This is a genomic window from Aliihoeflea sp. PC F10.4, from assembly GCF_054612275.1.
This window is the reverse complement of the sequence record NZ_JBTSWH010000001.1, coordinates 3,597,402-3,618,961: the sequence shown is the minus strand read 5'-3', so window position 1 is coordinate 3,618,961 and position 21,560 is coordinate 3,597,402. Positions and strand designations below refer to the sequence as shown.

Genomic DNA, 21,560 nt, shown 5'->3' with positions numbered 1-21,560 from the left:
GCCGGCTTTGAACCGCGGCTCAGGTATAGCGGTAGGGCGCGCCCGCATCGTTCATGGTCTGCGCGTAGGTCTTCAGGATATCGACGACTCGGCGGTTACGCTCCGAGGTCTCGGCGATCTCGTCCCAGAATTCGAGCGCGGCCGCTTCGACGGTCGCCCATTCTTCGGCGGGAATGGACGTCAGCTCCAGCTTGCCGCCCTGCGTGCGGTAATGGGCTTCTCCCCACCAATACCAGTGCTGGCGGTAATAGTTCGAGGAATCGATCGTCAGCCGGTAGATTTCCTGCAGATGCGGGGGCACCTCGTTCCAGCGATCGGTGTTGACGAAATAGGAGCCGGCCCATGCGCCGCTGATATTGTTGGTCAGATAGTACTGGTTGATGTCGGCCCAGCCGACCGTGTAGGTCTCCGTCGCGCCGCACCAGGCCACGCCGTCGAGTTCGCCGGTCTGGATGGCCACTTCGATGTCTTCCCACGGCAGTGTCACCGGCACGACGCCGAAGCGCTGGAGGAAGCGCCCGCCCGTCGGGAAGGTGAAGACGCGCAGTCCCTGAAGGTCGGCCAGCGAACGGATCGGTTTGGTAGTGACGAAGTTGCACGGGTCCCATGCGCCCGCGGAAAGCCATGTTACGCCCGGGATTTCGGCATAGGCTTCCTCCCAGATTTCCTTCAGCCCATACCATTCCCACAGCACGGGCACGTCGAGCCCGTAGCGCGAAGCGAACGGGAAAAACGCGCCGAAGACCGACACGTCCACCGGCGAGGCCATTGAATCGTCGTCGCTCTGCGCGGCGTCGATCGTTCCGCGTTGTACGGCGCGGAACAGTTCGCCCTGCGGCACGAGTTGGTCGGCGGTGTAGAGTTCGATCTCCATTTCGCCATTGGCAGCGCGGTTGAAAGCCTCGATCTGCGGCTGGATCACATGTTCGGCGAGCGCCGGGCCCGCATAGGTCTGAAGCCGCCAGCGGATTGGCGCCTGCGCCTTCACATAGGGCATGGCGAGCGTGCTTGCGCCCGCCGCGCCGGCTGTCACGAGGCCGGCCTTCTTGAAGAAATCGCGTTTTGTCAGCTTGTCCTTTATTATCATGTCGTCGTTCCCCTTTTTTGTTGAACGCGCCCGATTTCGCCCGGACGCTTGGCGGCATCGAAAGCTGTCCTGCGGCGATGGTCTCCCTTTGTTTTGTCAGCGGCCGACGTAAAGTTGCGGCAGCCAGAGCGCGATTTGCGGAAAGGCCATGACGATGACCATCGTCAGCGCCATGAGCGCGACAAACGGCACGATCGAGCGATAGATGTCGACGAGCGTGATCTCCGGCGGCGCCATGGCGCGCATCAGGAACAGATTGTAGCCGAATGGCGGGGTAATATACGCGATCTGGCAGGTGATCGTGTAGAGGATGCCGAACCAGATCGGATTGAAGTCGAGCGCGATCACGAGCGGGATGTAAAGCGGCGCGACGATCACCAGCATGGCGGTGTCGTCGAGGAACATGCCGAGCACGATGAACGACAAAAGCATGAAGATCAGTATCGTCCACGGATCGAGCGTCCATGTGTCAAGCAAAAGCGCGCGGATCGCCCGTACCGCGCCGAGGCCGTCATAGACCGCACCGAAGCACAGCGCTGCAAGGATGATCCACAGGAACATGCACGAGATGCCCATCGTGCGGCGCGTGGATTCGTGAAGCACGGCCCAGCTCAGCCGCCGCGTCACGAGGGCCGCCAGCGTTGCCAAGAGTGCGCCGACAGCCGAGCTTTCGATAAGGCTCGTCACCCCGGTCAGGAACATGCCCATCATCGTGCCGAAGACGAAAAGCGGCAGGAGACCGGCGCGCAGGAGCTGGAATTTTTCCGCTCGCGTGATCGCCTCGCGTTCCTCGCGCGGCACGATCGGCGCAAGTTCCGGCTGCAGGTGGCAGCGAATATAGACATAGGCCGCGAACAGGCTTGCCATCAGAAGGCTCGGCAGGATGCCTGCGAGCCAAAGCTGCAGCACCGGCTGGCGCGCGATCATCGCGTAAAGAACCAGCACCACGGACGGCGGTATCAGGATGCCGAGCGATGAGCCGGCCTGAATGACGCCGGTCATCAGGCGCTTGTCGTAACCGCGCTTGAGAAGTTCGGGCAGCGCGACCGTCGCGCCGATCGCCATGCCGGCCACCGAAAGCCCGTTCATACACGAGATCAGCACCATCAGCCCGATCGTGCCGAGCGCCAGACCACCGCGCATCGAGCCGAACCAGACATGGAACATGCGGTAGAGGTTCGACGCGATGCCGCTTTCCGACAGGATGAAGCCCATGAAGACAAAGAACGGAACGGTGATCAGCGGAAACCAGTTCAACACCTGGAAGGCCGCATTGAACGGCATTTCCATTGAGCCCTGGCCCCATAGCCACAGTGACGCTGCCGCGCCGACGAACCCGATGACGCCGAAGACGCGCTGGCCCGTCAGCAGCAATACCATCATCGTGGAGAACATGAAGAACGTGATGAATTCCGAACTCATGCGATCGGCCTTCCGCGCGCCGCTGCAATGTCCTTGAAGAATTGCGAGATCATCTGCAAAAGCATCAGGAAGATGCCGATCGTCATGATCATTTTGATCGGCCACATGGGCGGAGCCCAGGACGTGTAGTTCTTCTGGTTGTAGGTGATCGCATATTCGGTGCTGGAAACGCCGCCGGCGAAAAGCACGCCCAGATAGAAGATCACGAAAAGGATGGTGAAGGCGTCGAGCATGGCTTTGCGCCGAAAGCTCATGCGGCTGTAAAACAGGTCCATGCGCACATGGGCGTCCATCTGGAGCGAGTAGGCACCGCCGAGCAGGTAATAGGCGGACAGGAGGAACTGGCTCATTTCGAGCGACCAGTTGACCGGAGCGCCGAAGACCAGCCGCGAAAAGACCGAGTAAAGAAGAACCGCCGCCAGTACGAAGAACAGGTACATCGCGAACCGCCCGACCCAGGCGTTGACGGTATCGACATAACGCACATAGAGCCGGATCGGTTTAGGCATTAACGGCCTCCCGGACTGATGCGCGGGGGCCGGTCACAAGCGAGCCGTAAAGTTCCGAAGGCACGATCGTGCAAAAAGAAGAGGGGTGAACACCCCTCGGCATCGACGACAGACAGGTCCGTACCGTTCAAGACACCCCCGCGACATCACCGCTCCTGTTACTGGCAGTAATTCGGGATGCGCGCATCGTGTCAATACCGCGAAACCTGTTTCCCCTTGCCATCACGACTGTCCCGCATGCTGGGGACGAACGGCCGGTCATTGACGACGCGACTTAAAAGTCCCGAATTGACTATCTCCCCTTGAACACAGGCGCACGCTTTTCCACGAAAGCTGTTTGCGCTTCGCGGGCATCATCGGTGTTCGAAAGGTCGACGGTCACCGTCTGTTCGAACCTGTAGGCTTCGCGCTCCGGCATTTCCTCGATGACCTGCATCGCCCGCTTTATGCGGTTGATGGCAAGCGGGCTCTTTGCAGCGATCTCGCGGGCCATCTGCATGACTTCGGCCCACATTTCCTCTTTGGGCAAGGCGGCTTCGATGACGCCGAGACGATAGAGTTCCGCAGCCGGATAGCGGCGGCCGGTCAGATACATGGCGTTGGTGCGCGATTTTCCGAAATGCTTCGAAACGAACTTGACGCCGCCTGCGAGACCCACGTCGATCTCGGGCATGACGAAATAAGCGTCCTCGACGGCGAACATGATGTCGCAAGCCAGCATGAGTGCGAAACCGGCGCCGAAGGCCGGACCGTTGACGGCGGCGATGACCGGCTTGTTGCAGTCGGAGACGGCGTAGAAATATTCGCGCGTCAACCTGTTGTGGCGCAGATAGTGTCCGGGTTCCTTCGAAAAGCCGGCGCGTTCCTTGATGTCAGCGCCAGCCGAGAAATACGCGCCCGAAGCCGTGAGAACCACCACGCGCACGTCCTCGCGGTCGTTCAGCGCATCGAATATCTCGATGAGTTCTTCGCGTTGGCCTTTGTTCTGAGCATTGACCGGCGGCCGGTCGATCGTGACGATGGCGATACCCTCGGCCACATCCAGCTTGTGAAACGAATAAGTCGGGTTGGACATACGGGCGCTCCTTCGTTGACGATGTCGACAGAATTAACGGCATCGATTTTGATGGAGCGAGCGCGCATCTGGAAAACCAGCTTTGCGCAAACTGGAACCTTGCGCAAAATCAGATCGTGCGGCGGAACGCTTCCACGATGAAGTCGACGAACAGCCGGGTCTTCGGCGATGTGTGCCGGCTGCGCTGGAAGACGGCGTAAAATCCCGTGTCGAAACCGACATGCGAAACATGATAATCGTCGAAGAGCCGCACGAGCCGTCCGTCTTCGATATCGGCTCGCACCGCCCATTCGTACATCAGGCAGATGCCCGTCCCGCCCAGAGCGCAATCCCTGAGCGCCGGCCCGAAATCCGACCGGAAATTGCCGTTGATCACGATGTCCGAGCGCGTGCCCGCGCTATCGAGAAACGACCATACGGACCGGCCGAGGTTCAGGCAGTAGGCAAGGCAGTTATGGTCTGCGAGATCGTGCGGTTCACGCGGTCGCGCATGGCGTTCCAGATAAGAAGGGCTGGCGACGACGACACGCTCGCTGTCGCCCAGCTTGCGGGCCAGATAGGCGCTATCGCGCTGTTTGCCGACGCGAATGTCGATGTCGACGTTCTGATTGACGAGGTCGCAATCGTGGTTCGACAACATCAGGTCGACCGAGATTTCGGGGTTTTCTTCCAGAAACCGGGGTATCAGCGGCACGAGAAACTGCGTGCCGACGAAAATGCGCGAGTGAACCCTCAGCGTGCCTTTGGGCCGTTGCCCGTAATCGCGTGCGCTGTCGGCAGCTTCCCCGACCTGCTGGAGAATGTTCTCGGCTTGAGGGAAATAGCTCTGCCCGGCCTCCGTCAGCGTCAATGCCCGGCTCGTCCGGTTGAGAAGACGCGTGCCGAGATCGTCCTCCAGCGCATTGATCAGCCGCGACACCGAAGCCGTCGACAAACCGAGATACCGCCCGGCGGCCGAGAGGCTTCCCTCCTGTACCGCCGCGCAAAACACCTGCATCGATCTGAACTTGTCCATGACAGGCAGATAGCACCGTCCATCGATCGGGAACAACTGATCGCAGACATCTGACCTTTCGCGAAATGCAAAGATGCTTGTCGAGCTTTAAGTGTTCATTTGCCGCACTCGACTTGCAATGAATCGGATCATGCTGTTCCGCCATGTCGAGCGGGGCGCGACGGGAGGGTCGCATGCCGAGGACGAACGCTGCTTGCGCGGCCTTCGATGGCATGGCGAACGCAAAGCTGGAGGAGCAAAATGAACAGACGGACCGCATCCGGGCTCATCGCACTGGCGGCAATATGCGCGATTGGCACGACCGGCGTTAAGGCGCAGGAATTTCCGCAAGGCCCCGTCACGATTATCGTGCCGTTCGGGGCCGGCGGCGCGACCGATATTCTGGGCCGCGTCATCGCCAAGTCTTTGGGCGAAGTGCTCGAGGTTCCGGTGGTCGTGGAAAACCGGGAAGGTGCTGGCGGTGCGCTCGGCTCCCAATATGTCGCCCGCTCGGCTCCCGACGGGCAGACCCTGCTCTTTCACACCGCGAGCGTCTCGGTCTATCCCGTGACCGTGCCCGATGCCGATTTCGACTATCTGCGGGATTTCGAGCCGATCACGCTGGCCACGCGGGCGCCCTACGTGGTTGCTGTTCGCAACGACACGCCTGCCGACGACATCAACGAATTCGTGGCATACGCGCAGGAGCGGCCCGGCGAACTTCATCAAGGCTCGCCCGGAACCGGCACGGTCACGCATCTGGCCGGTGAGTATTTCAAGCAGAAAACCGGTGTGGAGATGTTGCACATACCCTATGCGGGCGGTGCGGCGGTCCTTGCCGCGCTTCGGGGCGGTGAAATCGATTTCCTCGTCGACACCTATCTTGCGATTCAGGGCGCGGTCGAGAGCGGGGAAATAAAGGCGCTGGCCGTCGGAACGCCTGACAGGCAGGTGTTCAACGAGGATATCCCGACGCTGGCGGGACAGGGGATCGAGGACTTCGAACTCTTCACATGGTTCGCTTTCTCCGCCCCGAAGGGCACTCCCGCCGAGACGGTCGAGAAGCTGAATGGCGCAATCCTTGAGACGCTGCAGGACCCCGACGTCATCCGGGCCGTCGAGCTTCAGGGCGAGGTCGTCGGGACCAGCCCGGACGAATTGCGCAACCAGATCGTTCAGGAAATCGATCTGTGGACGGGCGTCGCGGAAAACGCAGACCTCGAATAAGGTCCGTCATCTTCGCTTCCTTTGCTAAAACCGAATGATGAAAAAGCCGATGAGGGCACGGGCCTTCATCGGCTTTTTTGCGCAACTGTCACGACAAGCGAGACAGCAGACGAACCGGCTGCTCATCCGCCGGTTCGCCCTATCACTGCCTGCTCAGGAAGCGTTGCGGTCCTGGTATTCGACCATTGCCGAGCCGACCGTCAGCTTCTTTCCGGTGTCGTCCTCGCACCAGACTTCGAGAACACAGACCGTCTTTTCGGCCGCGGTTCCAGTGACGGTTTCGACCTTCGCGCACGCGATCACCGGCTGGTTCTCGTAGATCGGCGCGATATATTTCGTTCGCAGGCGACTGCGGCTGGCGACGGCGGGGCCGAAGACGTCGACGAGCAGTCCCTGAATCCAGTTTGTGGAAATCATCCCGTCCGCGATGATGCCCGGAAAGCCCTGTGAGCGGGCGTAATCGTCGTCATCGTGGATGGTGGGGGGCTGCGTGTGGATGCGCCCGTCATCGGCGGCGATCGTGGGCTGCGCGTCGACATACCAGCGCATGCGCTCGCGCGTCATCGCGCGGGGGCGCGTGCGGATTTCGGTGCCCGGTTCGATGGAAAGCATCATGGCAGGCTCCTCAAGCGGCTGAATTGGATTGCGGCGAGTAGGCGAGGATCACCTGATCGCGATACCGGATCAGCAATTGTCCGGTGGCCACGTTGGTGAGCTCCATTTCCAAAAGCACGTAGTCGCGTCCTTTTTTCTGGTAGCGCTCGCGAATGTGCCCGACGACGCTGAGGCGGTCGCCGACATGGGCCGGCGCGAACACTTCCGCGTCGTACTCGTAGTGGATGCGCGCGGTCGAACCCGTCCCGGCGGGGCAGGCTTCCCGATACAGACGCAACTTGTCCAGGTGGATGAGCGTCGGCGGCATGATGATGCCTTCGGCCGCCTGGAAGCAATCGTGGTGCATCTCGACCGCGTGGCAATATTCGCGGATGACGAAGGGACTGAGCGTATACTCGACCGGCCCCAGAACATCGCCAGTGTCGAGGTCGGTGACGACGCCTCCAACGGCCATGGCATTTCTCCTTTGTTCAATTTCGTGTTTCGGTAATCGTCAGGACGGCGTCCAGTTGAACACGTCCGTTATGACTTCAAGCGGCGTGAGGAACGGCCCCGCGCCGTCCTTCATGCGCTGTGTGACGAGTTCGGGCGTCCACTTTTCGGCGCTATGCATCGCCCGCACGGGGCGCGGTGCGCTGTAGAGGTAGATTTCGCTGCCGCGTGCGCCGACGATCTGGCCGTTGACGTCTTTCGCCAGGTCGCTTGCGAGGAAGGCGGCCACGGGCGCCATGTGTTCGGGCTGCGATTTCGCGCGCGCGGCCTTGAGTTTTTCCAGCGCTTCCGCACTCATCAAATGGGCGCGTGCGCCATCGGTCAGATCCGTCATGCGGCTGGTGCTGGAGGGAACAAGGCAGTTCGACCTGACGCCGTAACGGGCCATATCCCGCGCGATTGCGAGCGACAGACCGGCGATGCCGAGCTTTGCGGCGGCATAATTGGCCTGTTTCGTGCTGCCGATCAGCCCGCTGGCGGAACTCAGATGCACGAAAGCACCGCCGCCATTCGCCTTGAAGATGGTAGCAGCCGCCCGGCTTAGACGAACCGCGCCATAAAGGTTAGTGCGCATGATCGCCTGCCAGTCGTCAAGCGACATCTCGCGAACATCGCCCATGCGGATGATCCCCGCATTGTTGACGACGATATCCAGACGGCCGAAGCTCTCGATGGCCTGTTCGACGAGGTCGTTGGCCGAACGCGGCTGGGCTATGCTGGCATAGTTCGCAACGGCCTTTCCGCCGCTTGAGGTGATCTCCGCAACCACGGCGTCGGCGACGTTTGCCCGTACATTGTCCCCGGCGACAGAGACGCCCAGATCGTTGACGACGACATTCGCGCCGAGCGAGGCAAGGCGCAAGGCGATGGCGCGCCCGATTCCGCCACCGCTTCCGGTGACGATCGCCACCTTTCCTTCAAGCAGTAAAGTCCGCATCAAAACAAATCCTTGGCCGTCTCGTGGGGCGAGGGCATTGCGGACGCCCAGCGGGTGAGCGTGCCGGCAAGGAGTTCTTCGTCCCATCCGCCATCGCGTTGCGCGACCCGTATGGGACGGGGTTGCGCGGCGATGTGAATTTCATCGCCGTTGACGGCAATGATCTGCCCGGTAACGTCGCTTTCGGCGAGATGGATCAGGATCGCGGCAAGGGTCTCGATATCGGTTTCGCTCGTGCCGGACGCGACGCAATTGCAGTGAGCGCCTGCACCCGCCAGATCGAGCGCCGTGATGCGCGACAGTCCCGCTGTGGCGAATGAAGAGATCGCGCTGGTCGCACCGGCTCCGCCGAAAAAGGCTTCGCGCTCAACGACATGCACGATGTTCGTTTTTCCGGCGGCTTGCGCCCCGTTCGAAACGCTTTGGGTGGCAACGAAAGCAGTGTCGATCGATCGCTCGAACGTCGACAGCCATGTGTCGATATCGATTTCGTCGAACCGATCCGCGCACGACCTTTCCGGCAGCACCGCTATCAGGTCGATGCCGTCCGCCGGCGCGACAGCGGCGTCGGATACGGAAAGAACCCTGACATTCGCTCCCAGATTTTGCAGATGGGGCGGCAAGTCCCGCCACTCTTTTGCCGTGGCAGGCATGATCAATGCAATTTCAGTCGGCATTTCCACTCTCGTAATTGGCAAGGCCCGGCCGGCCTTGCCTTCGGTTGGTCTTGCGCAGGCTTCTACTGTTCCAGAACGACGCGTCCGGTCGCCTGCAACTCGCGCCATTGTGCGATGTCGGCGGCCAGTTGATCATTTGCTTCCTGCGGCGTGCTGCCGACGGGCGTCATGCCAGAGCCGGCCAGACGTCGTACGAACTCTTCGTCCTCGCCGGCCTTTGCGATTGCGCTGCTGATCTTGTCGACGATATCGGCCGGCGTTCCGGCCGGTGCGAACGCGCCGATCCATATGTTCGTCGATGCCGCGCTGAGATAGCCGGCCTCGCCAAGCGTTGGAACATCGGGCAGTTCGGGCCAGCGTTCGTCGGAAGTGACGGCGAGCGCCTTCATCTGTCCATCGCGGATCAGAGGAATGGAGGTCAGCGTGTCGAACACCACCTGCACCTCATTGGCCATGAGACCAACCTGCGAAGGACCGCCGCCATTATAGGGAATGTGAACCATGTCGGTTTCGGTTTCGAGCTTGAAGAGTTCGCCGATCAGGTGTCCCGACGAGCCCGAGCCGGCCGATCCGAAATTCAAAAGGCCGGGGTTTTCCTGCGCATAGGCGACGAGTTCCTCGACCGTGTTCGCGGGCACTTCCGGGTTGGCCACGAGCACGAATGGCCCTTCGGCCACGACGCTGATCGGGATCAGGTCAGTCTCGGTGTCGTAGGTCAGTTCCGGATTGAACGCCGGATGGATGCCGATGACCGAAGTGTGGATCAAAAGGCGCTGGCCGTCGGGGTCGGATTGCGCAACGGCAGCCGTCCCGACGATACCTGCTGCGCCGCCCATATTCTCGACGATCACCGGCTGCCCGAATTCCTGCGACAGCAGCGGGGCCAGCAACCGGGCCGCCGCATCCGTCGAACCGCCGGGTGCATAGGGAACGACAAGGGTCAACGGCCCGTTCGGATAGGATTGCGCGTCCTGGGACAGAGCCGGCCCCGCAAGGCAAGCTCCCGTGGCGGCGAGCACGGCAAATACGGTATTGCGAAAAGACATGAGGCTCCTCCTTCAACAGTCTTCCTGCGTCGAAGGAGTGTCAGCGAGCCGGCGGCCCGTCTCAATATACAAAAAGCGTCAACGATCATTGCCGATTCTGCAAAGCCGGCGTCACATATCGGCGCGCGCTTTCATCAAAGCGGGCACGGCGATGGTGCAGCTATGTATCGCGATCGCGCTCGCCAGTTGCAGAACATCGCAGATTTCCTCCGGCGATGCGCTCTCGTCGAGCGCACGCCTGATGTGCCGTCGCAATGTCTCCAACTGCGGCGCGACCGGCGAGGCGTTGAGCGCGATTCCGATGAACGCCTTGATTTTCGGCGGAAGGGGCCCGTCGCGATAAGGGATTTCGCCATAGGCCAAAAACGCCCGAACGAAATGCGGAGCGAAACGAAACAGATGGTCCGCGCTTTCCGGCCAGCTTCCGGTTCGGGCGATGTAAGCCTGCTTTATTTCTTCTTCCGCAGGGGTGAGGGGACGCAACTCGTGACCACGGCCCGCGCGCCCCAGTTCTTCCGCCAGTATCGACATGCCCGCGTCGAGGGTCGAATGCGACGACAGGACGGTCAATTGAATGACCTCCAGAATTTCTTCCGGTGTCGCACCCTTCTCCAGCGCCATGGCGATATGCCGTTCCGTTCCCTTCTCGTAGAGATGGCTGACGGCGGCGTCGACGGCGATATAGATGAACTCGCAGACCTTAGGTTCCAGATGCTGCGAGCGCATGGGCGCATGCTGGTAGTCGAGATAGGCGCGAAGATAATCGGGAGCCATTTCGAGAAGGCCATGATGAAACGGATGCCAGTAGCCCCGAAGGGATTCGACCTTTGATCTGAGCTGCTGCGCCTCTTCCTTGATGATCGCAGCATTGGAGACGTTCGGGTCCGTCATGTCGATGAACTCCAGATGATGTTCAGGGACGATTGGCGTCGAGGATCATGCGCGCGGCCTTGTCGGCGATCATGACCGTCGGGGAGTTCGTGTTGCCCGACGTGATGAAGGGCATGACCGACGCATCCGCCACGCGCAGCCCCTCGATCCCCAGAACCTTGAGCTTTGCGTCGACGACGGCGTCCGGATCGTCGCTGCGTCCCATGCGTGCGGTCCCGACCGGATGAAAGATCGTCGTCCCGACATCGCCAGCGGCTTTCTTCAGTTCGGTATCGTCGGTCAGGTCCGCGCCCGGCAGATATTCCTCCGGTCGATACGTGGCCATCGCCTCCTGGGCCATGATCTGGCGGGCGCGCCGAATGGAATCGGCCGCCACCTGAAGATCCTCGTCGGTCGACAGATAATCGGGCGTGATCGACGGAGCATCGTCCAGCAGCGGCGAGCGGCTGTGGATCGAGCCACGGCTGGTCGGACGAAGGTTGCATACGCTGACCGTGATGGCGGGGAAATCGTGCATCGGTTCGCCGAACCTGTCCAGCGAGAGCGGCTGAACGTGGAACTGGATGTTCGGGGTGTCGTAGCTGGCCGAGGATGTCGTGAATGCGCCAAGCTGCGAGGGTGCCATCGTCATCGCGCCGCGCCGCAGGAGAGCATACTGCATGCCCATTCCCGCACGGCGCATCAGGGACCGGTAGAGCATGTTCAAGGTCGGGACGCCCGACACCTTGAAGATGATGCGAAGCTGAAGGTGGTCCTGAAGGTTCTCGCCTACTCCGGGCAGGTGCCGGGTCACGTTCAGGCCGAGATCGCGGAGCCGTTCGCCGTCTCCTATGCCTGACCTTTCAAGGATCAGGGGCGTTGCGACCGCACCTGCCGAAAGGACGACTTCGTGGCGGGCACGAAGGATGCGTTCCTGCCCTGCGATACGTGCGACCACGCCGGTTGCCTTGCCGTTCTCCATGGTGACGCGCTCGACCAGTGCATCGGTGAAGACGTCGAGGTTAGCGCGTTTGCGTGCGGGCGACAGGAAGCCGCGTGCGGCGCTCCAGCGTCGTCCGCGCTTCTGGTTCACGTCGAAATACCCACACCCTTCGTTGTTGCCGAGGTTGAAGTCCGGCGCGTTGGGAATTCCTGCCTGCTCGGCAGCGTCGATGAAGGAATCGAGAACCTGCCATCGCATGCGCGGCTGCTCGACGCGCCATTCGCCGCCGCTGCCATGAAGCTGCGATGCGCCGCGCCAATTGTCCTCATGCGCGCGAAAGACGGGAAGCACGTCGTCCCATCCCCAGCCTTCCAGTCCCATGTCGCGCCAGCGGTCGTAGTCGGCTGCCTGGCCGCGCATGTAGATCATGGCGTTGATCGCGGACGATCCGCCAAGCACCTTGCCGCGCGGATAGGCGAGTTCGCGCCCGTTCAGACCCGCGACAGGGTTCGTGCGGAAAAGCCAGTCCGCGCGCGGATTGCCGATGGCGAAAAGATAGCCGACGGGAATGTGAAACCAGATCCAGTTGTCACGTCCGCCAGCTTCCAGAAGCGCGACGCGATAGCGGCCATCCTGCGAAAGGCGGTTTGCAAGAACGCACCCCGCAGAGCCTGCGCCACAAATGATGAAATCGTAATCCGACGACATCGAGCCTCCCTTCTCTCGTCACCTTTGCAGTATCAATCGCCTGCGATGTTGTCAGGCATTGCGAGCACGCGCACGGGTGTCCCGTTCAGCCATGCCGCGATGTCCTCGACGACGTCGCCGAAATAGGCAGCGTAGTTCGAATGCGTGACATAGCCCAGATGCGGCGTGGCGATCAGGTTTTCGGTCTTGCGATACGGATGATCTGCGGGCAGCGGCTCGACGTCGAAAACGTCGAGCGCGGCCGCCGCGATGGCTCGTGACCGCAGAGCGGATAAAAGCGCGTCTTCCTGCACGACAGGGCCGCGTGACGTGTTGACGAGAAGCGCATGAGGCTGCATCGCCGACAAAAGTTTCTCGCCGACGAGGCCGCGTGTCTCATCGGTAAGCGGAACATGAATTGAAAGAATGTCGCTCGTTGCGAAAAGCGCCTCGATCGTGCCTGCCGGTTCGACGCCGGCTGCTGCGGCGCGTTTCGCGTCGAGCTTCGGCGTCCACGCCACAATGCGCATGCCGAACGCATCGGCGACGCGCGCGACCTGTGTACCGACCCGGCCGAGACCGAGAAGGCCGAGCGTTCGACCGGCCAGATCGCCGCCGACGCTCGACTGCCACGGATCGGCCGCGCGAAAATTGGCGATTTCCACATCGAGATGCCGGATCGAGGCAAGGATAAGTGCCCATGTCAGTTCGGCGGTCGGATTGCCGGCGTTGCGCGTGCCGCAAACCGTCTTTCCAAGCCGGGCAGCAGCGGCAATGTCTATTGCGGCATTCGCCATGCCTGTCGTGACGATCAGTTCAAGCTTCGGCAGCCGGCGCAAAAGGGCCTCGCTAAGCGGCGTGCGTTCGCGATTGACGACGACGATCTGGGCATCTTCCAGCGCTGCGTGAAGCTCCGTCGCGTCGTCGATATGCGTCTGGTGGATGACGATATCCAGCCGTTCCTTCAACGCCGTCCAGTCCGCCGCTTTCAGAACGGCGTTCTGGTAGTCATCGAGGATGACACATCGACGGCGCCGGATCGTCACCGAAAGGCCCCGGCGCTGCGCAAACGGTCGATCGTTTCCGCGTCATAGCCGAACTCGCCGAGGATTTCGTCGGTATGCTGGCCGATGGCCGGCGGCGGTCCGTCGAGATTGGTGTCGGTTCCGCTGAACTGGAAAGGCGAGGCGACGCTGGCCACTTCCCTGTCGCCGACCTTGAGCATGATCTTTCCGTTTGCAGCGTCGAATTGCGGGCTGTCGGCGGCTTCGCCGATCGAGTTGACTTTCGCCACGACGACGTTGGCGGCGCCCAGCCGCTCGACGAGTTCGGCGCAGCTCAATTCGCGGGTTATGGCCGAAAGCGTCTCGACGAGCGCGACCCGGTTTTGTCGTCTTGCGAATACATGCGAGAATTCGGGAACGTCCAGCTTTTCCGGATCGAGCGCCCGGGCGAGCTGGCCCCATAACTGATCCGTGCTGGCAATGATGACGACCTCGCCGTCCTTTGCCGGAAAGGACTGGTTCGGCACGCTCAGGTGATTTGCCGTTCCCATCGGTTTGCGGATCGTGCCGTCCATCCAGTACTCGGTGTAGAAATAGCTCATCAGATGCGCCGCGCTCAGCATCAGCGAGGTTTCGACACGCTGGCCCTTGCCGGTCTTCTGGCGATGCAAAAGCGCGCCGAGGACGCCCGTCACGATGGCGAGGCTTCCATGCAGATCGACAATGGCCGAGCCGGCGCGCACCGGCGGACGACCAGGTTCGCCCGTAATGCTGATCAGGCCGGAATGCGCCTGCAACGCCAGGTCGTTCGCGCCGACATGGGAGAGAGGACCCGAGCGGCCATAGGCGGAAAACTCGGTGTAGACGAGACCGGGATTGGCTTTTGAAAGCGCATCGTAACCGAGACCCAGACGCTCCATCACGCCGGGTCGGTAATTGTGGACGACCACATCGACCTGACGCGCCAGATTCTTGGCAATCTGCTTGCCCTGGTCGGTGCGCAGATTGAGTTCCATGCTCCGCTTGTTGCGATTGAGCGCGATGAAGGACGGGCTTGCGCCGCCGAGTTCCGCCGCCTTGTCCTTTTCGATGCCGTAATAGCGCGCTTCGTCGCCCCCCGGCGGCTCGATTTTCAGGATGTCGGCTCCCATGTCGCCCAGCATTTGCGTGGCCGCCGGCCCTGCAAAAACCCTTGAAAAGTCGAGAACTTTGATACCGTCGAGAATGCGTGTCATGTCCTGATCGTTCGGCTTGTCGTTGCGGCCCGCCCTGCCGGCAGAGCCCGGATGCTTTTTGCCTATCACCGCGATACGGGAGGGTGAACGCGTATAATGCGCAGACGATTGTTGCAGATTCTGGAAAGATTGATGCGTACGTTCCGGTTCGAAGACCCGTCTGGCGGGCGAGTGCGCGCCGCCCTATAAAGGCTGAATGCGAACCGATCCGGAGGCGGTTGGTGAGATTTGGCATCGCATCAGGTTGCGGAATGCTTGTGGCGCTCGCAATGGTCGCCGGCCCGGCTCTTGCCGACACGGAGCCTATCTCCAGCGGCCGGCTGAACGATGTTCCGGTGATCGTGCCGCAAGGCGATGCCACTTCGCTGATCGTCCAGTTTTCCGATCGCTCCGGGTGGAGCGAGGACGACGATGCGCTGGCCAACGCGTTTGCCGATGCGGGCGCGGTTGTGCTTGCGGTCGATTATGAGACTTACGCCGAAGCGCTCGATGCCGACGGAGGACAGTGCCTTTATCTGGGCGGGGAACTGACGGACCTCGCCCAGAAGGCGCAACGTTCGATCGGCATCGACGCCTATATGCAGCCGGTTCTGGCGGGCCGCGAGGAAGGCGCATCCCTAGCCTTCATGGCGCTGGCGGACGCACCTGCCAACACCTTCTCAGGCGCCATCGCGCTCGGCTATCGCAACGCCTTGTCCCTGCGGCTGCCCATCTGTCCGGGACCGGCGGTTGAGGAAACGCAAGGCAACTGGCGCAGCTACGCGATCGAGAATGAACTTCCAGAAGACGCTTTCGTCTTTGCGCCGTCCGATGTGATGCAGGAGATGCAGGCATCGTTGTCCTCCTTGCGCACCGTCCACCTCAGCGAACAGGACGACGACATTTTTCTCACCGAGGCCATTTCCGCTTTGCACCGATTGCTCGTCCCCGACGACGTGTTCGCCGGCTTGCCGGTCGTGCAACTCGACGGTGACGGCGCGCAAGGGCTGGTCGTCTTCATTTCGGGCGATGGCGGGTGGCGCGATCTCGACAAGACCATGGGCGAATGGCTTGCGAGCCAGGGCTACGACGTGCTGGGGTTCGATGCGCTCGCCTATTTCTGGCGTCAGCGTACGCCCGATGAGCTTGCCGCCGACATTCAACGTATCGTCTCGATTGCCGATCCCGACGCTGCCCTTCCTGTCATGCTCGTCGGCTATTCGTTCGGCGCGGACGCGCTGCCTCTGGCATGGCCGCTTCTGCCACAGGCGTTGCGTGACCGCGTCCGCGTCATCGGGCTTCTTGCGCCCGGCCAGTCGACCTCGCTCGAAGTGACGGTGGCTGGTTGGCTCGGCGTTCAGGGTCAGGAACAATACGACGTCGCGGGCGCAATCGCCGCGCTGCCGCCGCAAAAGGTCCTGTGCATTTACGGGACTGACGATACGGCGAGTTCGTGCCCGCTGGAGCATCTGCCGGCAGGTTCGGTCATCGCGACGTCCGGCGGCCACCATTTCGACGGCAACTACGTCGCGCTTGCACAGGCGCTCGTCACCCGCTTCAACACGGCCCGCGATTGATATAGGGTGCCGTTACGAGATGCGGCGGGAGCAGGTGCCGATGAGCCGATTGAAAGTCGTGCTTCTCCTTGGGGCGGTTGTACTTCTGGCGGTAGGATTCTACTGGTGGTGGCGTCATCAGACGCTCTATCCTTCCAGTGACGATGCCTACCTTCAGGCTCATATCTTCACAGTGACGCCGCAGGTCAGCGGCACGATCAGCGAGATCGATCTCGTCAACAACCAGCATGTCACGGCAGGCGACATTCTTTTGCGCATTGACGATCAGGCGCTGCGCCTTGCGGTCGATCAGGCACGCGCGCAACTGACGATCGCCCAGCAGAACGCCGATTCGGCGACACAGAACGTTGCCGCCGCGCAGGCGCAGGTCGAAGCCGCGCAATCCTCGCTGACTGAATCCACGACCGAACTGACCCGCAGCGAACAGCTTCTTTCGACCGGTGTCGTGACCAACGCGGTGGTCGACCAGTTGCGCGCGGCCCAGCAGCAGGCGACGGCGCAACTGAGCGCATCGCGTGCCACGCTCGCAGCCGCGCAAGCGCAGGCAGGCAGCGGTGCGATGTTGACGGCGGGCGTCGAGGTTGCGCAGGCAGCCCTCGGGCAGGCGCAGGTGGAACTCGATCATGCGACGGTGACGGCCCCCGCCTCCGGCTGGGTGGCCAATCTGAGCTTGCGGCCCAATCAGGCGGTAACTGCCGGCGTTCCGCTATTCTCCGTCGTCGAGGACGAGGAGTGGTGGGTCGATGCCAACTTCAAGGAAACCGACCTGGAGCGCGTCCGCCCCGGCCAGCCGGCGACGATCAGCGTCGATATGTATCCGGGCGTGCGCCTTTCCGGAGAGGTCGAAAGCATCGGCGCGGGATCTGGAGCGACCTTTTCGCTGCTGCCGCCCGAAAACGCGACCGGAAACTGGGTGAAGGTCACGCAGCGCTTTCCCGTACGCATTCGCCTGACGGAAGAAACCGCCGACCCGGCCATGCAGTTGCGGGTCGGCGCGAGCGTCACCGTCACGATCGACACGACGGGTGAAGAGCGGTGACGATGGCCTCCACGGCCGGCCCGCAGGCGCCTGTCGTCAGTGCGCGATGGCCGGTCGTGCTTGCCGTCGTTCTGACGGCCGTGTTGGAGGTTCTCGATTCCACTATCGTCAATGTCGCACTGCCGCATATGCAGGCGGCCTTCGGCATCGCCAGCGACCAGACGACATGGATATTGACGAGCTACATCGTCGCCTCTGTCGTCGTGATGCCGTTGACTGGTCTTTTTTCGCAGTGGATCGGCCGCCGCAGGCTCATCACGACCGCCATTGTCGGCTTCGCCACGTTTTCGGCCCTTTGCGGTGTGGCATGGAGCGTGGAAGTCATGGTGTTTTGCCGTCTGGGCCAGGGCCTGTTCGGCGCGTTTCTCATTCCACTTTCGCAATCGATCCTGTTCGACGCCTTTCCGCGCGAAAAACGCGGGCAGGCGATGGCGATGTTCGGCCTTGGCGTCGTCGTCGCGCCGGTACTCGGGCCGACGATCGGCGCGCTTTTGACCGAATATTTCTCCTGGCGCGCGGTGTTCTACGTCAACCTGCCCATCGCCGCCTTCGCGCTGATGATGATTTCGGGCGAGCTCAAGCGCGACGAAACGCGCAAGGTCAAGATCGACTGGACCGGCCTCATATTGATGGTGCTTGCGATCGGCATGCTGCAATATGTGCTCGATCAGGGGCAGTCGAAGGAATGGTTCTCATCGCACGCGATCCAGATCGCCGCGACCGTCTCGCTTCTGGCGGCGATCGGGTTCGTGGTTCACGGCTACGGCAATCGCGGCAACATCATCGACTTCGCGCTTTTGCGCGATCGCAGCTTCGCCAGCGCCAATATCGCCATTGTCGGCTTCGGCCTTGCCATGTTCGGCACCATCGCGATGCTGCCGCTTTTCGTTCAGGGGCTGCTCGGCTATCCGGTGCTCGATGCGGGTTTTCTTTTCATCCCGCGCGGACTGGCGGCCGGATTTTCCATGGTGCTGACCGGCGCGGTTCTCGTCCAGCGCTTCGACCCCCGCCTGCTGGTCTTTCTCGGGCTGACCCTGACGGGAACCGGCAACGTCATGCTCGGCTTCCTCGATCTGAATGCCGGTTTCTGGGATCTCGCCTGGCCGGGTGTCGTCTCGGGGCTGGGCATGGGGTTGTTCTTCGTGCCGATGTCCACGCTCGCTTTCCAGAACATCGGACCCGACAAGCAGGACGAGGCATCCGGCATTTACGGTGTGATGCGCTCGATCGGCTCGTCCATCGGCATCGCCTTCGTGGGCTGGCAGTTCGTCCAGCGCACGCAGGTCCACTGGGCGATCCTCTCGGAAAATGTGACCGCCTTCAATCCCGCCTCCTATGCGTTCCTGAGACCGCTCGGCCTTTCCCCTTCGACGCCGGAAGGCGCGGCGGTCATCGTCTCGCATCTGGCCGCGCAGGCGCAGATGCTCGCCTTTCAGGACGTCTTCTTACTGTCCGGCGGCGCTGCGTTCCTGATGATTCCGCTCGTCTTTTTCATGCGTGCGCCCGCAAAAGGCACGGCATCAGCTCCGGTTCACTGACATGCAGGACAGCGACGCCCGCACATTCCCGCTGACGCGACTTCTCGAACCGCGCGTCGCAGGGCCGTTGATCGGTGCACTCGCCGTCACCATCGGCTTCGTCGTCATCCATGAAATCAGCGGACGCATCCATCTGAGCGAAGTGCATGCCGCGTTCACGGCCACGCCGTGGTCGGCGATCGTCGCAGCAATCGCACTGACGATGCTCAGCTTTGCCGCGATGTCGCTCTACGACGTTCTCGCCGCGCGGCACGTCGCGCGCGGGAAAGTGCGTCCAAGCCTTGCCGCATTAGCGGGCCTCATCGGCTACGGTTTTTCGAACACGCTCGGCTTTCATGTCTTCATCGGCGGTCCGGTCCGCTATCGCATCTACCAGACGGCCGGTCTGGACGCCGCAGATGTGGGGCGCATCGTCGGCATTTCCTTCCTGACATTCACCGGCGGCCTGGCGACGATCATCGGCGTATCGCTGCTGATCGACCCGGCGGGCATACCCGCACTCCACGCGATTTCTCCGGCTGCGGACCGTGCGCTGGGAGCCGTCACACTGGTCGTCGTCGCCGCAGGCATCGTCTGGCTCAGGCTCGGCCACAAGGAAGTCCGCCTTTTCGGCTGGCGTTTTCCGCTTCCGGGCGCAGGCAGCGCCATCGTGCAGATCATCGTCGGAGCCGTGGACATCGGCGCTGCCGCAGGCGTGCTCTATGTCCTGATGCCAGCCGATATCGCACCAGGTTACGCGGCTTTCCTGCTCATCTTCGTCGCGGCGATCATCGCCAGCGTGATCAGCCATGCGCCCGGCGGCATCGGCGTCCTTGAAGCGACGATCCTGCTCGGACTCGGCGCGGGCATGCGGCCCGACGTCATCGCTGCGCTTTTGATGTTCCGTATCATCTACTATTTCGTGCCGCTCGGCGCGGCCGCTGTCGCCCTTGCCGTCTTCGAAGCGCTGAAGGCGCGCGCACGGCTCAAACCAGCTTCCGCGTGGGCTGGCGCATTCGCACGCCTCGTCGTCCCGCCAGCCGCCACCGCGCTGGTCTTTGTGGGAGGTCTCGTGCTGCTCGTTTCCGGCGCGACCCCGACCCTTGGCGAGCGCGCGTCCGCCCTTGAAAACATTTTGCCGCTTCCCTTTGCCGAGGCATCACATCTGCTGGCGAGCCTTACCGGCTTGCTGCTCATCATCGTCGCGCGCGGCTTGTTCCGGCGTCTCGCGCTCGCAAGGCTTATCGCCATCTCGCTGCTGCTCGCAGGCGCGGTGTTCTCGCTTCTGAAAGGGCTGGACTGGGAGGAAGCAGCGATCCTTACGGTGCTGGCCGGGCTGCTCTATGTGAACGCCCCGGCCTTCTACAGGAAGGGCAAGTGGCGCGCGTTCCGCCCGACGGCCGGCTGGATCGCCCTCATCATCATCGTTCTGGCAGCCGCCGCCATCATCGGTCTCTTCGCCTATCGCCATGTCGATTATCGCGAGGCGCTGTGGTGGCAGTTTTCGTGGGACGGCGATGCGCCGCGCTTTCTGCGCGCCTCGCTGGCGCTGGCCATCGTGGCGGCCGCCGTCGCGGTCGATGCGCTAATCAACCGCCCCGCCCAGCCGAAGCACGAGTTGATGCCCGTACCCGATGCAGTGCGGAAGATCTTGGCGACCTCGTCCGGAACCCAGCCCAATGTCGCGCTTCTGGGCGACAAGGCGTTCATCGTCTCGTCGAAAGAGAACGCGTTCCTGATGTATTCAACCTATGGCCGCTCATGGATCACGATGGGCGATCCTGTGGGCGACGAAAGCGCAGGACAGTCGCTGATCTGGCGGTTTGCGGAAATGGCGGACCGGGCAGGTGGGCGCGCGGTCTTCTATGCCGCTCAACCCCAATATCTGTCGACCTATCTCGATCTTGGCCTTGCGATCTTCAAGATCGGCGAGATCGCTCGCGTCGATCTTTCGGCCTTTTCGCTCGAAGGCGCCGCGCGCCAGCCGTTCCGTTACGCCGCCAACCGCGCGATACGTGAGAAGATCGAGTTCGCGGTCATACCCAAGGCGAAGCTTCCTGTCGTCATGGACGAGTTGCGCGAGGTGTCCGACGCCTGGATGGAAGGCAAGACCGGCCACGAAAAAAGTTTTTCGCTCGGCAGTTTCGACGAAGCTTATCTCGGCGAGTTCGATTGCGCCGTGATGTGCCGGGAAGGCAAGATCGTCGCATTCGCGAATCTGTGGCGAAGCGGCGATGGCGAGGAACTGTCCATCGACCTGATGCGCTACCGCCCGCACGTCTCGCATGTGCTGATGGATGCGCTCTTCGCCCAACTGATGCTCTACGGCAAAGCCGAGAATTATCGCTGGTTCAGCCTCGGCGCAGCGCCGCTGGCCGGGCTGGCCGACCATCCGCTGTCATCGACGTGGAACCGGATCGGAACCTTCATCTACAGGCGCGGCGACGAATTCTACAATTTCGAGGGTCTGCGCGCCTTCAAGCAGAAATTCGATCCGGTCTGGACCCCGCAATACATCGCGTGCCGTGGTGGAATTTCATTGCCGCAGGTTCTTCTCGACGTGACCGGGCTGATCTCGGGCAGCCCGATCGGCGCTCTGCGAAAATAGAGCCAAATGACTCGGACATT

At 62.0% G+C, this 21,560-nt stretch carries 19 protein-coding genes; 5 read left to right on the top strand and 14 right to left on the bottom strand.

Going from position 1 to position 21,560, the window contains the following annotated elements; all coding sequences use genetic code 11:
* Positions 1-19 precede the first annotated feature (19 nt).
* The 5 genes from ACX82Z_RS18180 to ACX82Z_RS18160 all read right to left on the bottom strand — a co-directional run bounded on the left by ACX82Z_RS18180 (position 20) and on the right by ACX82Z_RS18160 (position 5,108).
* On the bottom strand, positions 20-1,087 hold the full coding sequence (locus ACX82Z_RS18180) for a TRAP transporter substrate-binding protein (protein WP_459590417.1): 1,068 nt from the start codon (positions 1,085-1,087) through the stop codon (positions 20-22).
* A gap of 96 nt (positions 1,088-1,183) precedes the next feature.
* On the bottom strand, positions 1,184-2,509 hold the full coding sequence (locus tag ACX82Z_RS18175; protein ID WP_459590416.1) for a TRAP transporter large permease: 1,326 nt from the start codon (positions 2,507-2,509) through the stop codon (positions 1,184-1,186).
* Complete coding sequence (locus tag ACX82Z_RS18170) at positions 2,506-3,018, bottom strand: TRAP transporter small permease subunit (protein WP_459590415.1); 513 nt, start codon at positions 3,016-3,018, stop codon at positions 2,506-2,508. The genes ACX82Z_RS18175 and ACX82Z_RS18170 overlap by 4 nt, the downstream gene beginning before the upstream one ends.
* Before the next feature lie 292 nt (positions 3,019-3,310).
* The gene (locus ACX82Z_RS18165; RefSeq protein ID WP_459590414.1) at positions 3,311-4,093 is read right to left on the bottom strand and encodes an enoyl-CoA hydratase/isomerase family protein; all 783 of its coding nucleotides are present in this window, start codon (positions 4,091-4,093) and stop codon (positions 3,311-3,313) included.
* 109 nt (positions 4,094-4,202) lie between these two features.
* On the bottom strand, positions 4,203-5,108 hold the full coding sequence (locus ACX82Z_RS18160) for a LysR family transcriptional regulator (RefSeq protein WP_459590413.1): 906 nt from the start codon (positions 5,106-5,108) through the stop codon (positions 4,203-4,205).
* A 240-nt stretch (positions 5,109-5,348) separates the two neighbouring features.
* On the opposite strand from ACX82Z_RS18160, the gene ACX82Z_RS18155 reads away from it, so the two are divergent.
* Positions 5,349-6,314, top strand: coding sequence for a Bug family tripartite tricarboxylate transporter substrate binding protein (locus tag ACX82Z_RS18155; RefSeq protein WP_459590412.1), 966 nt, complete (start codon positions 5,349-5,351; stop codon positions 6,312-6,314).
* A 153-nt stretch (positions 6,315-6,467) separates the two neighbouring features.
* Here the strand turns inward: ACX82Z_RS18155 and ACX82Z_RS18150 are convergent, their stop codons facing one another.
* The 9 genes from ACX82Z_RS18150 to ACX82Z_RS18110 form a co-directional block, all read right to left on the bottom strand.
* Positions 6,468-6,929, bottom strand: coding sequence for a MaoC family dehydratase (locus ACX82Z_RS18150; protein ID WP_459590411.1), 462 nt, complete (start codon positions 6,927-6,929; stop codon positions 6,468-6,470).
* Between the two features lie 10 nt (positions 6,930-6,939).
* Positions 6,940-7,383, bottom strand: a complete 444-nt coding sequence (locus tag ACX82Z_RS18145) for a hypothetical protein (RefSeq protein ID WP_459590410.1) — start codon at positions 7,381-7,383, stop codon at positions 6,940-6,942.
* A gap of 39 nt (positions 7,384-7,422) precedes the next feature.
* Positions 7,423-8,358: an SDR family NAD(P)-dependent oxidoreductase gene (locus tag ACX82Z_RS18140; RefSeq protein WP_459590409.1), complete on the bottom strand. Its 936-nt coding sequence runs from the start codon at positions 8,356-8,358 to the stop codon at positions 7,423-7,425.
* On the bottom strand, positions 8,358-9,035 hold the full coding sequence (locus ACX82Z_RS18135) for a hypothetical protein (RefSeq protein WP_459590408.1): 678 nt from the start codon (positions 9,033-9,035) through the stop codon (positions 8,358-8,360). The genes ACX82Z_RS18140 and ACX82Z_RS18135 overlap by 1 nt, the downstream gene beginning before the upstream one ends.
* A gap of 62 nt (positions 9,036-9,097) precedes the next feature.
* Positions 9,098-10,081 (bottom strand): Bug family tripartite tricarboxylate transporter substrate binding protein, encoded by a 984-nt coding sequence (locus ACX82Z_RS18130; protein WP_459590407.1) that lies wholly within the window; start codon positions 10,079-10,081, stop codon positions 9,098-9,100.
* 111 nt (positions 10,082-10,192) lie between these two features.
* Positions 10,193-10,972: a carboxymuconolactone decarboxylase family protein gene (locus ACX82Z_RS18125; protein WP_459590406.1), complete on the bottom strand. Its 780-nt coding sequence runs from the start codon at positions 10,970-10,972 to the stop codon at positions 10,193-10,195.
* 22 nt (positions 10,973-10,994) lie between these two features.
* Complete coding sequence (locus ACX82Z_RS18120; RefSeq protein WP_459590405.1) at positions 10,995-12,602, bottom strand: GMC family oxidoreductase; 1,608 nt, start codon at positions 12,600-12,602, stop codon at positions 10,995-10,997.
* 32 nt (positions 12,603-12,634) lie between these two features.
* Positions 12,635-13,627 carry a D-2-hydroxyacid dehydrogenase family protein gene (locus ACX82Z_RS18115; RefSeq protein WP_459590404.1) on the bottom strand — a complete coding sequence of 331 codons (993 nt, stop codon included), beginning with the start codon at positions 13,625-13,627 and terminating at the stop codon, positions 12,635-12,637.
* Positions 13,624-14,820: a CaiB/BaiF CoA transferase family protein gene (locus tag ACX82Z_RS18110; RefSeq protein WP_459590403.1), complete on the bottom strand. Its 1,197-nt coding sequence runs from the start codon at positions 14,818-14,820 to the stop codon at positions 13,624-13,626. The genes ACX82Z_RS18115 and ACX82Z_RS18110 overlap by 4 nt, the downstream gene beginning before the upstream one ends.
* A 221-nt stretch (positions 14,821-15,041) precedes the next feature.
* Between ACX82Z_RS18110 and ACX82Z_RS18105 the strand changes: the two genes are divergently transcribed.
* The 4 genes from ACX82Z_RS18105 to mprF are packed head-to-tail and all read left to right on the top strand — an operon-like array spanning position 15,042 to position 21,540.
* Positions 15,042-16,376: an AcvB/VirJ family lysyl-phosphatidylglycerol hydrolase gene (locus ACX82Z_RS18105; RefSeq protein WP_459590402.1), complete on the top strand. Its 1,335-nt coding sequence runs from the start codon at positions 15,042-15,044 to the stop codon at positions 16,374-16,376.
* A 40-nt stretch (positions 16,377-16,416) separates the two neighbouring features.
* Positions 16,417-17,415: an HlyD family secretion protein gene (locus ACX82Z_RS18100; RefSeq protein WP_459590401.1), complete on the top strand. Its 999-nt coding sequence runs from the start codon at positions 16,417-16,419 to the stop codon at positions 17,413-17,415.
* 2 nt (positions 17,416-17,417) lie between these two features.
* On the top strand, positions 17,418-18,953 hold the full coding sequence (locus ACX82Z_RS18095; RefSeq protein ID WP_459590400.1) for a DHA2 family efflux MFS transporter permease subunit: 1,536 nt from the start codon (positions 17,418-17,420) through the stop codon (positions 18,951-18,953).
* A 1-nt stretch (position 18,954) separates the two neighbouring features.
* Entirely contained in the window at positions 18,955-21,540 is a 2,586-nt protein-coding gene (gene mprF, locus ACX82Z_RS18090; RefSeq protein ID WP_459590399.1) for a bifunctional lysylphosphatidylglycerol flippase/synthetase MprF, read from the top strand.
* Positions 21,541-21,560 lie beyond the last annotated feature (20 nt).